Here is a 15799-nt window from a genome sequence, read left to right as displayed (position 1 = left end):
ATCGATCATGCGTATAGTTATTTTAGAAAATGCACAAGCCGTTGCTGAATTTGGCGCTAACCATATTGTTTCGTTGTTGAATAAGCAGCCCAATTCTGTTCTTGGCTTAGCCACAGGCACAACACCGATCAAGTTATATAAAGAATTAATTGCCGCCAACAAAAATGGTCATGTCACCTTCAAGAATGTTACAACATTCAACCTAGATGAATATTTAGGATTAGCCGGTACTCATCCACAAAGTTACCGCTACTTTATGAACGAGCAACTCTTTGATCATGTAGATATAAATAAAGAAAACACCTTTGTACCTGATGGCAGTGCTGCTATTCCAACAGCTGCCTGTGAAGAGTTTGAGAACAACATTCAAGAAAAAGGCGGTATTGATTTACAACTGCTGGGTATTGGACGTAACGGCCACATCGGTTTCAACGAACCGAGCTCTAGTTTGTCTAGCCGCACTCGCGTAAAAACGTTAACAGAAGATACGGTTAATGCGAACAAGCACTTTTTCACAGAGGGTGAAGTCCAACCAACACTGTCTCTTACCATGGGAATAGGCACTATTAATGAAGCGCGTGAAATACTACTGCTCGCAACAGGTTCAGATAAGGCTGAAGCCATAAAGAACACAATAGAAGGCCCTATAGCCGCGCGTTGCCCTGGATCTATTTTGCAAATGCACCAACACGTCACTGTTGTAATTGATAAAGAAGCCGCCAGTAGTCTAGAAGACATCGCTTTTTATCAACATATAGAAAGAGAGAATAAGAGATTAAAAGAAGGAACGGCGCTTTAAGCGCCGCTTGCTTCAGGCTGCGAGCTTCGAGTAAGTTCAAAGGATGAGCTGCTCGCTCTTTGAACTCGCAGCCCGCAGCCCAAAACCCGCAGCTATTTTTTATAACCTTCCGGATTATTACTTTGCCAGCGCCAAGAGTCTTTCATCATTTGCTCTAGGTTTCGTGTGGCGGTCCAGCTTAATACTTCTTTTGCGAAGCTGGCGTCTGCGTAACAGCATGCTATATCGCCAGGTCGGCGAGCCACTATTTTGTATGGAACGGGTCGGTCGGATGCTTTTTCGAAGGCCTTGACCATTTCAAGCACACTGTAACCTTTGCCAGTTCCTAAGCTGTAGGCAACACATCCATTTTGTTTGGCTAAATGCGCTAATGCTTTTAAATGGCCATTGGCTAAGTCTACAACATGAATATAGTCACGCACGCCCGTGCCGTCGACGGTGTCGTAATCATCACCAAATACTGCAAGTGCCTCACGTTTACCAATAGCAACTTGCGCAATAAACGGCAGAAGGTTATTAGGAATACCATTCGGGTCTTCACCAATGCGGCCACTTTCATGTGCGCCTACCGGGTTAAAGTAACGTAGTAAGGCTATTTTCCAATTCGAGTCTGAAGCGGCTAAATCACGACAAATATCTTCGACCATCAGCTTTGAGCGGCCATAAGGGTTTGTTGCACTTAGTGGGAAATTTTCTTTAATGGGAACTGTTTGCGGATCACCGTATACCGTAGCCGATGAACTAAAGACAAACTTAAAGACGTTGAATTGCTTCATCACCTGCAATAAATTGATTGTTCCCCAAACATTATTTTCATAATAATCGAGCGGGATCTCGGTGCTTTCGCCCACTGCTTTAAGGCCAGCAAAGTGAATAACCGAATCAATACTGTGTTGTGTAAATAGAGTTTCTAACAAGGCTTTATCGCGGATATCACCTTCAATGAGTGTAACGGTTTTATTGGTAAGCTCTTTAACACGTTTCAATGATTCGCTTGAACTGTTAGAGAAATTATCGAGAACTAATACATTTTGTTCGGCTTGCAGTAGCTCTAATACAGTGTGGCTACCTATATAGCCCGCACCTCCTGTCACTAAAACGGTCATTACACTCTCCTTATTTTGTGAAGCATTCATTATCCCTGAAAACGTTCTCAAAGTAACTATTTACACTATGATATGACGGGCGGCATTTCTGCTGGCTGCACCTTCACTTTAACGAAGCGCTGCCACCTTTCGCGCTGCCACCGAACCACCATTATAATACCTCGGACCCATTCGTCCATAGCCACACCAATCCAAATACCTACAACTCCGAAGCTCCAATGCACACCTAAAAGATAAGCAAAAAGGACACCCACGCCCCACATACTTAAAATGCCCATTTTGACCGGAAAAAGTACATCGCCAGCCCCCTTAAGGGCGGCTATGACAATTAGATTAAGCGCACGAGCAGGCTCCAAAGCCAACGAAGCAATCAACAATAAGCCAATTAACTCAATAGTATCTGGGTCGGTTGTAAAGTAAGCGGCAATTTGCGTGCGACCGAGAATAAACAATAGAACCAACCCGGTAGAAACTGAAATGCCAACCTGCCAATATCGATGCACATTAGCTTTTAGCTCAGTAAAGCGACCTTGCCCCACAAAGTAAGACGACATAATTTGCGCGCCATTACCGACGGACATTGCAAACACAAAAATAAACCGAGACAAGGTTTGCGCAATCGCAACAGCCGCCAAGGCAGCTGTGCCAAAACCGGCGACAAAAAACATAATCGCCAACTGAGCCATATTGTAAGATAAGCCTTCACCCGCATTGGGCAAGCCCAATCTCAAAATATCTTTAAAGCGCGGAATATCAAACTTCATACTTTGACGAAGAGAAAAACCAATATTGCGGTGCCGCAACACCAACCAACAAGCCAGCGCCGCAAATATTTGGCTAAATACGGTCGCTAAGGCCACACCCACAACCCCAGTAACGGGTATGCCCATGAAACCAAATAATGCAATGAAGTTACCAATGACATTTATGAAACCTGAGATCACCTGAATAACCATTGGTGATTTACTAAAACCGTGGGCGCGCAATACCGTCGAGAAGAAAATGCTTAGCGACAAACCAATAGACAAACCACCCGCAATCGTCAAATACTGCACAGCGTAAGCATGCACAGCAGGCTCAAGGTCATAAAGTGTTAACAATCCACTAGCACCGAAATAAAAGCCAATTCCTATAACAATCGACATCATGAACGCCAGCAAAAAACCAACATGTGAATAGGCCAACGCTTCAGGCTTATCCTTCGCCCCCAAGTTTTGCCCGATCAAAATGGCACAACCCGAAGAAATAATCATATACGCAATTACTATAAAAAATACAAAATGCCCGGTTAAACCCACCGCCGCAACAGCCGCATCGGAATAACGCGCCAGCATCACGACATCAATCGTCATCATACTCATACGGATTAGATGTTCGATAAAAATAGGCCATACAATGGTGCGTATATTCATACGACTATCAAGAGAGGAGTGAGGCACAACATATCCTTTTAAAAAGCCAGATCAAGCTGAAAAACCGCGCATATTGTAAGCGTTTTCAGGTTAAGGGGAAAGCCGCAAGCAAAAACTAACAGTGACACTGCGCCCGATCAGGTGATGCGTGGGTGAGGGTGTAAGTTTAAAAGTGAATGACTGTCTGAGCGCAGCGAGTTGTTATGAACGGCTTAAACTTATACCGGAGCCCAAAGCGATTATCGTGGCGCTGACCACCAGTTAACCGACTTAACCCTTAGACTAACTTTAGCTCATAAAAAAACCCGCCGAAGCGGGTTTCTAATAAAACGATTCGTTCGATTATACTAAAGAAGCTTTCGCTTTTTCGGCAATCGCTGCAAATACAGCGGCATCGTGTACTGCGATATCTGCAAGTACTTTACGATCGATTTCGATGTCTGCCTTCTTAAGACCGTTAATGAAACGGCTATAAGACAATCCGTTTATACGGGCTGCGGCATTAATTCGAGCAATCCACAATGCGCGGAACTGACGCTTGCGTTGACGACGGTCACGATAAGCATACTGACCTGCTTTGATAACCGCTTGCTTAGCTACACGATAAACTCGTGAACGAGCTCCGTAGTAACCTTTAGCTAACTTTAAAATTTTCTTGTGACGCTTACGAGCCACTACACCGCGTTTAACACGTGCCATAATTTAAATCTCCTAATAAGAATAGCGGTTAGATGTAAGGAAGCATACGCTTAATAAGCGGCTTATCTGCATCTGCAATTTGCAACATTCCACGCAATTGGCGGATACGCTTACTGCTTTTCTTAGTTAGAATATGGCTACGGTGCGACTGCTTGTGTTTAAAGCCATTCGCCGTTTTTCTGAAACGCTTTTTAGCGCTCGAATTACTTTTCATCTTTGGCATTTTCAATCTCCAGATTTACTTCATTTACCGTTTCACATTCGTTAATAGGCTTTTCAGTTGCCCTACTTTGCCCCGAAGTTACCGGTTGCCCATAAAACTAAAAAACGGCTGCCCGAAGACAGTCGTTTACTGAACCAATGGTTACCCACTGGGTTTACAGCGAATGCTGTAAATTACTTTTTCTTAGAAGGTGCGAGCACCATGGTTAATTGACGGCCTTCCATCTTTGGTCGCAATTCCACAGTGGCGTAATCTGCCAGATCGTCTTCTACACGCTTCAACAACTCCATACCGAGTTGCTGGTGAGCCATTTCGCGGCCACGGAAGCGCAAAGTGATCTTGGTTTTATTACCTTCTTCGAGAAAACGGATCAGGTTACGTAACTTAACGTTATAGTCACCAATGTCCGTATTCGGTCGGAATTTAATTTCCTTGACCTGCACCTGAACTTGTTTCTTCTTTGCTATGGCTTTGGATTTTTTCTCTTCATAGAGTTTTTTACCTAAATCCATGATTTTAGCAACAACTGGATCCGCATTAGAGATTTGTACTAGCTCTAACCCGGCCGCCGTCGCTTGGCGAATTGCTTCGTCTAACGGCGTAATACCTAGTTGCTCACCATCTTCAGCAATTAAACGAACTTCAGTTGCCTCAATTTGTTCATTGATGACGTGTCGGCTGTTAGCTTTAGCCGCTCTCGCGTTACGTTTTATAACTTATTCTCCGTTCCAGTTAAAATTCGGCCTTTTCGCGCCACATCGGCACGTAAAAGCTCACTAAATTCATCGTAAGTCATAACGCCAAGGTCTTCGCCTTCACGAGTTCGAACCGCAACAGTGCCGTTCTCGACTTCTTTGTCCCCAATTACCAATAAGTATGGGACACGTTGAATTGTATGCTCGCGGATTTTAAAGCCGATCTTCTCATTTCTCAAGTCAGCTTTGGCTCTAAATCCATCTTTTTCGAGTTTTTCGGTGATTATTTGCACATTTTCGGCTTGTGAGTCGGTAATATTGCAAATAATTGCCTGAGTCGGCGCCAACCAAGTTGGCATCGCACCCGCATATTGTTCAATCAATATGCCAATGAAGCGCTCGAAGCTGCCTACTATAGCACGATGTAGCATCACTGGCGTCTGTCGTTCGCCCTGTTCGTCAACATATTGTGCTTCTAAGCGGCCTGGCATTGAAAAATCGACCTGAATTGTGCCACATTGCCACAATCTGCCCAGACTATCTTTCAATGTAAATTCAATTTTAGGACCATAGAACGCCCCTTCACCCGGAAGGATCGACCACTCTTTACCTGTGGCATTTAATGCCTCAGCTAGAGCGGCTTCAGATTTGTCCCAAACGTCGTCGTCTCCAACTCGCTCATCTGGGCGTGTCGAAAGCTTAAGAATGTAATCATCGTAGCCAAAATCTTGGTAAACTTCTTCGAGCATGGCAATAAATGATGACACCTCTGACTGAATTTGATCTTCAGAACAGAAAATGTGCGCATCGTCTTGCACAAAACCACGTACTCTCATGATGCCGTGTAAGGCACCAGAAGCTTCATCACGGTGACATGAACCAAACTCAGCTAAGCGTAACGGTAAGTCACGGTAACTCTTTAAACCTTGATTAAAGACCTGCACGTGGCAAGGGCAGTTCATTGGTTTCACAGCATTATCACGTGATTCACTGTGCGTGGTGAACATATTGTCTTTAAACTTATCCCAATGGCCTGACTTTTCCCAAAGGGAGCGATCAACAATCATTGGTGTTTTAATTTCGTCATAGCCATGCTTACGTTGCTTTTCACGCATGTACTGTTCGATCACTTGATAAATAGTCCAACCATTTGGGTGCCAAAACACCATACCAGGGGCTTCTTCTTGCATGTGGAACAAGTCGAGCTTTTTACCAATTTTACGATGGTCTCGCTTTGCCGCTTCTTCTAAGAAGAAAAGGTGTGCTTTTAATTGCTTTTTATCGGCCCAAGCGGTGCCATAAATGCGCTGCAGCTGTTTGTTACTGCTATCACCACGCCAATAGGCGCCTGATATACGCATAAGTTTAAAGAATTGACAGAACTTCATGTTAGGCACATGCGGACCACGGCACATATCAACGTATTCTTCGTGATGATACAAACCAGGGCGATCATCTTTATCGATATTCTGCTCTAAAATTTCTTTCTTGTACGGCTCATCGCGCGCAGTAAAGACATCGTGCGCTTCTTGCCAAGATACGTTCTTTTTTACGACATCGTAATTGGTTTTCGCCAATTTCAGCATGTGTTTTTCGAGCGCGTCTAAATCTTCTTCGGTTAGACGGTGCTCCATATCGATGTCGTAATAAAAACCATTTTCAATGGTCGGTCCAATCGCCATTTTCGCTTCAGGGTACAATTGCTTAATAGCATGGCCGACGAGATGCGCACACGAATGACGAATAATTTCTAAACCATCGTCATCTTTTGGCGTAATAATTTGAATATCGGCATCTTCGGTGACCATGTCACAGGCATCAACTCGCTCGCCATTAATTCGCCCTGCCAGCGTATTGCGCGCTAAACCGGGGCCAATATCTTCGGCAATTTGCATAATTGAGACGGGTTGATCGAACTCGCGTTTTGAACCATCTGGTAATGTAATAACTGGCATTGCAGTCTCCTTCAGTGGTGACCCCTACCAAGGGCCACGTGTTGGATGTAAATTTGAATATAAAGATGAAATACGGTTAGTGCCTACCCTTACGAAGGGACCGCACACCAACCATAAAGCGCCGTTGACGCTCAGGAGGAGAATCATAACACAGCGAGCACTGAGAACAATGCTGGCTGTTTATTCCTAGTAAGTTAGCGAGTGACTACTCTTTAGCAGAACGTTCCCCACTATTTTCGCTTGGTTTGGCTTCCTTTGCGTGAGTCTCTACCGGTACTTCTTCCCAGCCGGTGATCATCGCTTTGGTAAACTGAAGTACCGTTTCGCCAGTGGTGATCAAGTATAGGTGCGCGATAATAAACAGTAGGATTAAAAACGCGCCTATGACATGGACGACGGCTACCATTTCTAATGTTAAGCCGAGCTTTTCTAACCCTAGAACGGCCCAGTCGTTGTAGAACAAATACAACAAGCCGCTTATCCAGATTAGTGGGAACATGAAAACCTTCAAACTCAAATAAGCCACTCGTTGCAAAGGATTATGCTTCGCTCTCAAGCTGGCGTGAAATGGATGCGGTTCTCCAGTAAATATGCCACGCGTGTAATACATAACTTGCTTCCACATACCTTCTTTGACCGGTAGATAATGCTTGTACTCACCCGTAGATAGATGCCAAAAAATAGCAAACACCCACAACACAATCAGCGACCAAGCAGAAAACTCATGGACTGTGATAGCGCGCTCAAAACCAAGCAGCTGGTAGGTACCATGAATTTCAAAGCCGGTAATCGCCATGATGAATATTAATAGCGATTGCATCCAATGCCAGAAGCGTTCGAAACCTTTGAATATATAAATTCGTTCTGTTTTAACGGTCATTGCGATTCCTCCGACGCGTAAAAATAGCTCTGGCAACACCGTGTCCGGTTACGCCCACCAGCGTAAGAATAAGCGCGATTAATGCCAGCTTATCTAACCATAGATACTGTAATCGGCCAGGAATGTACAAGCCTTCGACATCATCTAATAAGCCAGCGTCACCATGGCAATCATTACAACTTAACGCTTGCTCTTTTGGTGCTACCATATGGTTCAATGGCCGCGTAGTTAAGGTTTCTGCAAAATCATAGTTCCCTGAAAATTCAATGTCACTCGCTTTAGCGCCTGCTTTCAGCGCTTTATCCCAATTAAAACCATTCCATAATGGGTCTTTAGAACGGCCCGTTAAGTTTACCGGCAACATTTGGTTTGTTTCAGTATCGTATGGAACAATTGATCGGAACTGATGCATTGGAAATATTTTAGAATGACCATCTGTTGCACTGCCGCCTAGTTCAACCAAATTAGTAATACCATCAGGGTCTAACAATTTACCCAAGGTCGGGTATTGAGCTTCACCATTAAACCATTGAAAACTGGGCGCTAAATTTTCACCATATTCCATCGAGCCTTTTTGCGATGAATAGCTCACCCGGCCATCGTCGTAATATTCCACTTTAGGACGGCGGCTGCGATTTAGCTCACCGGCTGTTGACCAATCCCACAAGGTTTTAGTCGCTATGCCACCGCGAGCATAACTCGGAATATGGCAAGTTTGGCAGGCAATCACATCGGCGTGATCGTTAAGCTTTTCATCTTGCATGGGTCTATCGCCATGGCAAGAAACACAGGTTGCGCGCGCGCCTTCAAGGGCATTGATGCCGGCGTGATCGGTTGGGCTACCCGCTTCGTAACGACTGCCCGACAATTGGTGATCGTTAGCTTGATGGCATGAGTTACAGGTTAAACCTGCGCCATCTGAACTCATGTGTACGTCGATTTCCTTACTGGCATCAATTAACGAACTGTCTAAATCACCATGCTTGGCACCGTCTGCGCCACCATCATTAAAGTGGCAACTGCCGCAGCTTGCTATCGTAGTTGCGCCTGCCTGCTGAGCAATTTTTTCTAGCGAAAGTGTATAACGCTCACCTTCTGACTTAACTCGTTTTTTAACCGTGTCGGCGTTGTCGTCATGGCAGGTTGAACACTCTGCGCCATCTTGGTGGAATTTTGAGTAAAAATACTCACCGCTGTTGTCATGACACATTAAGCAATCGACTGCATTATCTTTAATAACGTCTTTAATTTTACTCGTTAGCCCATAACCCACATGACAACTGCCACAGGTTTCTAAATTGGACACAACACTGCCATGATAGCCATTCGTCACATTTAACTTGCCGAGCTGCTCGCCATTTTCTGTGGTGTAATTCCACTTCCAATGAATCGTTTTATGCAACTGTTGATCGGCCTGGTTATGGCAATCTAGACAGGCATTATTTACCTCTTCGATGCTATTAAATTCAACATTAAGTTGATCGAACTTAGAGTGGTCAGCGGTTGATTCTGCCTGCACAAGACTCAAAGAGCATAGCGTTATAACGAACGCAAAAAACCAACGCACCTTCCAATGCGTTGGTTGAATGGAAGATTGTTTCATCTTCAAAAATTTCCTTATTCTGGTCGAGATGTCTTAGGCACAGCTACTTTTTCGCCTAAGTCTTGAATACTGTCACTTAACAGCTGGATCACGTAAGGCGCATTGTGGGCATAGGCACCGTGATCTTTTGCGACAAATTGGTAGTTATAAACAGCCTTTGCTAAGCGAGGTGTAAATGACTTATAGGCATTACCAAAGTTAGCTTCACCGTCATCCACTTTGCCATTGCCATTTGAATCATTAAAAAAGTATGGATAAGCATGAGAATCGTAAGCGATTGGCGCACCAGCTACGTCTTTAGCATAGCCTTGTATGGCGACGTAAAGCGCAGTGTGCAAGCCTTCGATTTCGCCTTTAACGCCTTCTTTGGTATCGCCATCGGCGTCGAAGTCACCCATTGATTCTCTAATGAATGCTATGTCTTCTTTACTGTTCACACTGTCATGGCATTCGATGCAGGTATCGAATTTTACTTCCGTAGTATGCGGATTATGACAATCGTTACACTGGGTTGCAAAGTCATCATGATACTGTAAGCCATTGTAGTCTTTGCCGTCGTATTCAAAACCACCTCCAGCTTCACTACCAAAACGAGTTGCTGCGGCTGCACTGTAATGTATGTTTAAAAATTTCACCTCAGCATTAGATTCATCTAAGCTCGCCCCTACTTTAGCAATCATGTCCCGTACCGCATTACCTGAAGAGCGGCCTTGGTGACAATCCATGCAGCGCGCGTCATTTTCATAACGCTCTACAACCATACTGGAAGGAAAACTAATTTCTTCTAAGTTACTGGCCACTTGGTTATGGCAAGCGACACAAGCAACCCCTTCTTCAACAGGAGCCACTTTATCAACTTTACCCATGGTTGAACCATCGGCACCTAGGAAATCAAGGTGACCGGTAGTTGAGTGGCAGGCGGCACAACTTTCTGGAACGGCTTTCACATCTTCCTCATTCCAATGTGCAAAGGCCTCTGACGTAAAGTCGGCGTGTGGTGAGTTTACCCAAGCCTCGTAAAAAGGAATTTTGATTTCTCGCTCAGCAGCTAGTGCCGAACCAAAGAAAGTCACACTAAACAGTGCGATCATGATGATGAGTAGCGATTGGCGATTTTTATTCATACGATGCTCTCCGACAATTTATTTGAATTATTCGTCATCTACACAAATAAGTTTAATACCCAATTAGTGTACGCCATATTTCAAATTGAACAGCATAAATACCTGATTTAGGTCAATATTTCGTCAGTTATTTGTAAGCAAGACTGAAATTGAGACCAATTTTTACTTCAAACCAGATCTTTTCGTAATCAGGAACCCTTCCACATCATTCTAAATATCTACTATAGTTCAAGTTTAACCATTTTGAGAGCATACGCACCGATGATTCGAGCTAACGCATTTTTTTGCTTGTGCCTATTATTTCCTATCACTGTACAAGCCGAACGTTATGCGATTGCGATCGGCGAGTTCCCTCCTTACGTAAGTGAAGCCCTCCCGAGTTATGGTTTTATTGGTGAACTTACGACTTCCGCTTTAGAGCACGAAGGCCATACCGTTGAATTTCATTTTTACCCATGGCGGCGTGCTTATCTTTTAACTCAACTAGGTGAAATGGACGCGACATTACCCTGGTCATACACGCAAGAGCGCAACGAGCAATTCCTATATTCTCAAGCCATTCTTAACGGAGATGTTGTGCTGTTTTTTAATAAAGGAAAGAAAAGAGCTTGGCAGCAGTTAGATGATTTATCTGATTTAACGTTCGGGTCAATTTTAGGTTACAACGTCAGCCCTCTGGTATCTCAAAAGATAGAGGACGGTAAACTACGCTCCACTACAACTCCTGACGAAACCGCTTCATTTAAGATGCTAAATGCCGGTCGCTTTGACGTAGTAGCGCAAGATCGAAATTTAGGCTTCGCTACGATCAAAACTCTAGACTCTATTGGGTTTGAAGTGAGCAATATTGAAATTGGAGAGCAAATAGTCGATTCAGTACCGGCCTATTTAGTAGCCGGAAGAAGCAATCATAAGTCGACTGTCTTAATAGATTCTTTTAACAGCGGGTTGACCAAAATGATTGAGTCTGGTGAGTTTCAAAAATTACTAGATAAACACGATTTGGTGCAATGACTATTAACGCACGCTTAAAATTAAATTAAAAAAAAGACCAAGCATAGGCTTGGTCTTTTTAGCGTTAGGAGCATTAGTTATGCTTTTTTACAAATGCTTCGAATGCTTTTGAATGTACTTCTAAAAACTCAACCGTCGTGGCATCGGTAATACGGCCATCTGCCAGCTTAGAGAACACACCAGAAATCATCACTTCTGGCTTGTTCATAAAGTCAATATCTAAAAACACGCCCACTTGTCTCAGATGATACTGCATTCTTGCCGACCCAACTGCTCCAGGACTTGCACCAATAATTGCTGCTGGCTTACCAACAAACGGCTGCGGATCAACACGAGAAAGATAATCTAGTGCGTTTTTCAAGCTACCCGGAATTGAATAGTTATATTCAGGGCTAAAGAAAATAACACCGTCTGCCTTGCGAATTTGCTCTGCTAGCTTAACAACCGCTGCGTTATCCATGTTTTCGCCATCGTACATTGGAATATCAACAATCGAACCTTCACTTAGCTCAAACTGATTTTTAGCAATTTCTTTATAATGATTGAACACTTGCTTATGAACAGAATCTTTTCGTAAGCTTCCAACAATACCTAATATATTCATATCTCTTCCTATTTATTTGGGTAAATCAAATAACAAAATTTCTGCACGGTCTGTGCCGACTAAGTTCACTTCTTTAACGGCGTTGAGGGTTATCCCATCACCGCCGTTCAATTTCTCACCATTTATTTCTAAACGGCCTGTCGCAACATGCACGTACACCACTCTATTCGCTTCCGGCTTGAACGTTACTTCTTCGCCTTTATTGATCAAGCTTCCATACATCAATGCATCTGTGTGAGCTGAGAGTGAGTCACCTTGGCCATCAGGTGATAACAGCAGTTTTAATTTGCCTTGCTTTTCTTCTGGTGAATAATATTTCTGCGCATAATCTGGCTTGGTGCCATTTTTATTGGGCATTAACCAAATTTGTAGAAAATTAGTGCCATTCGACTTTGATGGATTAAATTCAGAATGTGTCACCCCTCGACCAGCTGACATACGCTGAACATCGCCAGGGCGAATCACACTACCGTTACCCATACTGTCTTTGTGAGCTAACTCACCCTCTAAGACATAGCTGACAATTTCCATATTTTGATGCGGGTGAGTCGGAAAACCGGCTCCCGGCGTTATTTTGTCGTCATTAATAACGCGCAGAACTGAGACACCCATATGCTTAGGATCGTAATATTCACCAAATGAGAATGTGTGCTTACTGTTTAACCAAGCATTTCTGTAGTGGCCTCTTTCGTTTGCACGTCTAACTACTTGCATAACTGCCTCCATGAATAATGTAATCAATGAAGCCATTATGGAGAACAACCCAATGTGAATAAACAGGCTAAAATGCAAATCATTGGTGCCGAAACAAGAACAATTAACGCTTACTTTGCACCCTTTAGCTATTCAGCTGTTTGGGTTTAACTAGGTATCGATAGTGGGTTAAGAGTCTGGTGCGATAAAGCCTTTGGGCTTAACCGTTAGCACTGAACTATCGAGCTGAGATAAAACAGTTTCAGCGGTATTGCCAATAATAACTTTGGCAAAACCAACGCGAGAGACCGTACCCATGACGACTAAATCAGCCTCTAAGCTTTTAGCGAGCTTAGGCAACTCTCTGTCGGGTCGGCCTTGTACGAGGTGGGTAACTGGGGCGATAAAGTTGAATGTCTCTTCACCCAGGGTTTGCTTTAGCTCATCTATCAGCGTATTCATCTGCAATCGCCGTGTTAAATATTCCGCGTTATAAAGCTCTTTTTTAACTTTGTCGGGCTGTTCAACCCATTGACTAATGAAGCCCGCTTGGGGCACATCGTAAACGTTCACAACGTGTAGGGTAGTTAACTCGGCAAGAGATAATAGACCTGCGTATTTAAGTATTTGAGCGTTTAAATCATCGTTACAGGTCGTTTTATCGTCATTATCGAAATCGACCGCAGCGATTATCTGTCTGTATTCTGGCTTCTCATCTTTGGTCATCAACCAAACGGGGCAAGGGCATTTACGCAGCAGGTGCATATCGTCACTGCCTAGCAGGCGATCAAGCCAGTCGACCTCTTCTACTTCTTTGATGACTAAATCGTAGTTATGTGTCTGAAGAAGGCGAATAATTTCAAAATAACGTTTTACCGACACTTGTTCGGTTTTGCAGTGAAATTGTGCATCTAGATTAGCGACGAAATGCTCTAGCCATTCAGTTTCACGCGTTAGAATTGTTTGCTGTAGCTGGTTTTCATCTACATGAATATCCTCTGGCTCACAGACAGTCACAATATCGGGCAGTATTTGCAGTAAAGTAAGATCTGCCTGGTTAGATTTGGCCAATGCAATGGCGCGCACCAACGAAGGGGATGACTCGTCAATGTGGTCGCTTAGTATATAAACGATATTATTGAAATGACTCATGCCAAACTCCTTTGATGCATTGAGCTAGAGGGAAACGCTAGCTCTCTGATTTTAGTTTTAAACCGACAGATACAATTTGATCGTCTTTGATTTCTCGAACAATTAATTTTACTGAACCTAGCTTAACATGGTCACCTACTACGGGTTTACCATGGAACTGAGTGACAATGTATTTTTCAACCGTCACCTCCGCAAAGGCTTTATCTAAGTTGAAGCCATAAAGCATGGCGATGTCGGAAAGCTTTGCCGCTGGGTGCAAGGCAAACTCACCAAAGAAACTGCTTATTTCAAGCTTGGCAGATTGTGCCGCCGGGGCGAATACACGACCCAGCACGGGACGAGCACTCGATGTCGCCAAAAACATAACGCGATCATCGTATTCTAATTCTTGCTCTTTTACGTTGCTCAACAAGACACCGCGGCGAATCACGCCGACTATTTGGCTGCCTTCGATATTAGGCAAACTCATCACCGTTGAGTCCACCGCACGACTACCCGCTAGCACAGGGTAAACTAACAATTCTTTGCCGACTTCATCGTGTATCGGCAAGTGCAAATATTCAGGAACTTTTGCCGTCGGCGGTAGTTCAATTTGCAGCCATTTAGCAACCGGTGCAATGGTCCAACCTTGCAACACCAATGAAATAAGCACGACAAAGAACACCAGTTCAAAGTAAGTCTGCGTATTCCCTAACCCGGCTAAGTATGGGAAAAGCGCTAAAATAATTGGCACCGCGCCACGTAAGCCACACCAACCAATAAAGACTTGCTCACGCCACGGAAAGTGGAAAGGTAAGAGCGAAAACCACACCGCTATTGGCCGGGCAATAAAAATAAGGACAAACGCAATAGAGACCGCAGGGATTGTAATGGGCAGTAAATCACTCGGCGTTACCAACATGCCTAACATCAAAAACATGCCTATTTGGCTCAACCATGCAAAGCCGTCACTAAAGCTGTGTATATCACTGCTATAAGGCAGTGGCTTATTGCCAACGATGACACCAATAATAAATATCGCTAAAAATCCACTGCCGCCCCACATCATGATTAAACCAAATAAACTCATGGCTCCGGCTAGCGCTAACAATGGGTACGAAGACGACGGCAACTGTAAACGTTTAAGTAGCTCGACGAGTAAGTAGCCACCTGCAAAACCAATCGCTAAACCTAACCCCATTTGACGGAACAGCTCATTAGCAATGGTCCAGCCTTGACTACCGTCATCGCTTAGTTGCAACAATTGAACAAGGGTAATAGTTAAAAAGATAGCCATGGGGTCGTTTGAGCCCGATTCAATTTCAAGCGTCGCGCCGGTACGTTCCTTGAGTTCAAACCCCGCATTGCGTATTAAACCAAATACAGCAGCAGCATCGGTAGAACCTACAATAGCGCCTATTAACAACCCTTCGAGTAACGTAACATTCAAAATAAGATGTGCGGCATAACCCGTAATAGCTGCGGTTGCCAAAACACCGAACGTCGCCAAGGTAAGCGCAGGTTTTAAGCTCACCCTAAAGGTGTCTTTGCGCGTACCTAAACCGCCATCAAAAATAATGATGGCCAGTGCTATATGACCAAGAAGAAAGGCAATATTAAAATCATCAAACTTCACACCGATAATACCGTCTTCGCCAACCAACATACCAATGACAAGGAACACCAACAAAATGGGCGCACCGGTGTACCGGGTAAATAAACTGGCAACTACACTGATCAACGCCAAACTGGCTGCAGCAAAAATATACAAGTAGGTTAATTCGACGGTCATTATTTGTCCTAAAAAATGATCTAACTAAGCTTAGTTCACAGAAAAAAAATATGACTAGCTATATTAACC

General features: G+C 43.9%; 15 protein-coding genes. 2 read left to right on the top strand and 13 right to left on the bottom strand.

Annotation, left to right across the window (positions count from 1 at the left end):
- The first annotated feature begins 7 nt into the window (after window positions 1–7).
- Window positions 8–799 carry a glucosamine-6-phosphate deaminase gene (gene nagB / locus ACI882_RS01030; protein ID WP_411742994.1) on the top strand — a complete coding sequence of 264 codons (792 nt, stop codon included), beginning with the start codon at window positions 8–10 and terminating at the stop codon, window positions 797–799.
- Between the two features lie 92 nt (window positions 800–891).
- Here nagB and galE read toward each other — a convergent pair whose 3' ends face one another.
- The 9 genes from galE to ACI882_RS00985 form a co-directional block, all read right to left on the bottom strand.
- Window positions 892–1905, bottom strand: coding sequence for a UDP-glucose 4-epimerase GalE (gene galE / locus ACI882_RS01025; RefSeq protein WP_411742993.1), 1014 nt, complete (start codon window positions 1903–1905; stop codon window positions 892–894).
- A 65-nt stretch (window positions 1906–1970) separates the two neighbouring features.
- Window positions 1971–3344 (bottom strand): MATE family efflux transporter, encoded by a 1374-nt coding sequence (locus tag ACI882_RS01020; RefSeq protein ID WP_411742992.1) that lies wholly within the window; start codon window positions 3342–3344, stop codon window positions 1971–1973.
- 315 nt (window positions 3345–3659) lie between these two features.
- On the bottom strand, window positions 3660–4016 hold the full coding sequence (gene rplT / locus ACI882_RS01015) for a 50S ribosomal protein L20 (protein WP_411742991.1): 357 nt from the start codon (window positions 4014–4016) through the stop codon (window positions 3660–3662).
- A 28-nt stretch (window positions 4017–4044) separates the two neighbouring features.
- The gene (gene rpmI / locus ACI882_RS01010; RefSeq protein WP_216000021.1) at window positions 4045–4239 is read right to left on the bottom strand and encodes a 50S ribosomal protein L35; all 195 of its coding nucleotides are present in this window, start codon (window positions 4237–4239) and stop codon (window positions 4045–4047) included.
- Between the two features lie 173 nt (window positions 4240–4412).
- Window positions 4413–4952, bottom strand: coding sequence for a translation initiation factor IF-3 (gene infC, locus ACI882_RS01005; RefSeq protein ID WP_411746584.1), 540 nt, complete (start codon window positions 4950–4952; stop codon window positions 4413–4415).
- Window positions 4949–6889: a threonine--tRNA ligase gene (thrS, locus tag ACI882_RS01000; protein ID WP_411745818.1), complete on the bottom strand. Its 1941-nt coding sequence runs from the start codon at window positions 6887–6889 to the stop codon at window positions 4949–4951. The genes infC and thrS overlap by 4 nt, the downstream gene beginning before the upstream one ends.
- Before the next feature lie 205 nt (window positions 6890–7094).
- A complete protein-coding gene (locus tag ACI882_RS00995; protein ID WP_411745819.1) occupies window positions 7095–7769 on the bottom strand; it encodes a cytochrome b/b6 domain-containing protein in 675 nt (224 codons plus the stop codon).
- The gene (locus ACI882_RS00990) at window positions 7759–9372 is read right to left on the bottom strand and encodes a tetrathionate reductase family octaheme c-type cytochrome (protein WP_411745820.1); all 1614 of its coding nucleotides are present in this window, start codon (window positions 9370–9372) and stop codon (window positions 7759–7761) included. The genes ACI882_RS00995 and ACI882_RS00990 overlap by 11 nt, the downstream gene beginning before the upstream one ends.
- A 14-nt stretch (window positions 9373–9386) precedes the next feature.
- A complete protein-coding gene (locus tag ACI882_RS00985) occupies window positions 9387–10496 on the bottom strand; it encodes a multiheme c-type cytochrome (RefSeq protein ID WP_411746892.1) in 1110 nt (369 codons plus the stop codon).
- 261 nt (window positions 10497–10757) lie between these two features.
- On the opposite strand from ACI882_RS00985, the gene ACI882_RS00980 reads away from it, so the two are divergent.
- Window positions 10758–11510: a substrate-binding periplasmic protein gene (locus ACI882_RS00980; protein WP_411745352.1), complete on the top strand. Its 753-nt coding sequence runs from the start codon at window positions 10758–10760 to the stop codon at window positions 11508–11510.
- A gap of 73 nt (window positions 11511–11583) precedes the next feature.
- On the opposite strand, the gene ACI882_RS00975 is transcribed toward ACI882_RS00980, so the two are convergent.
- The 4 genes from ACI882_RS00975 to ACI882_RS00960 all read right to left on the bottom strand — a co-directional run bounded on the left by ACI882_RS00975 (window position 11584) and on the right by ACI882_RS00960 (window position 15730).
- Window positions 11584–12114 (bottom strand): NADPH-dependent FMN reductase, encoded by a 531-nt coding sequence (locus ACI882_RS00975; RefSeq protein WP_411745353.1) that lies wholly within the window; start codon window positions 12112–12114, stop codon window positions 11584–11586.
- A 12-nt stretch (window positions 12115–12126) separates the two neighbouring features.
- Window positions 12127–12828: a pirin family protein gene (locus tag ACI882_RS00970; protein ID WP_411745354.1), complete on the bottom strand. Its 702-nt coding sequence runs from the start codon at window positions 12826–12828 to the stop codon at window positions 12127–12129.
- Between the two features lie 168 nt (window positions 12829–12996).
- The gene (locus ACI882_RS00965) at window positions 12997–13959 is read right to left on the bottom strand and encodes a universal stress protein (protein ID WP_411745355.1); all 963 of its coding nucleotides are present in this window, start codon (window positions 13957–13959) and stop codon (window positions 12997–12999) included.
- A 37-nt stretch (window positions 13960–13996) separates the two neighbouring features.
- The gene (locus tag ACI882_RS00960; protein ID WP_411745356.1) at window positions 13997–15730 is read right to left on the bottom strand and encodes a potassium/proton antiporter; all 1734 of its coding nucleotides are present in this window, start codon (window positions 15728–15730) and stop codon (window positions 13997–13999) included.
- Window positions 15731–15799: the final 69 nt, after the last annotated feature.

Source organism: Reinekea sp. (assembly GCF_046710285.1).
Classification (GTDB): Bacteria; Pseudomonadota; Gammaproteobacteria; order Pseudomonadales; family Natronospirillaceae; genus Reinekea.
This window is presented reverse-complemented; position numbering and strand designations above follow the sequence as displayed.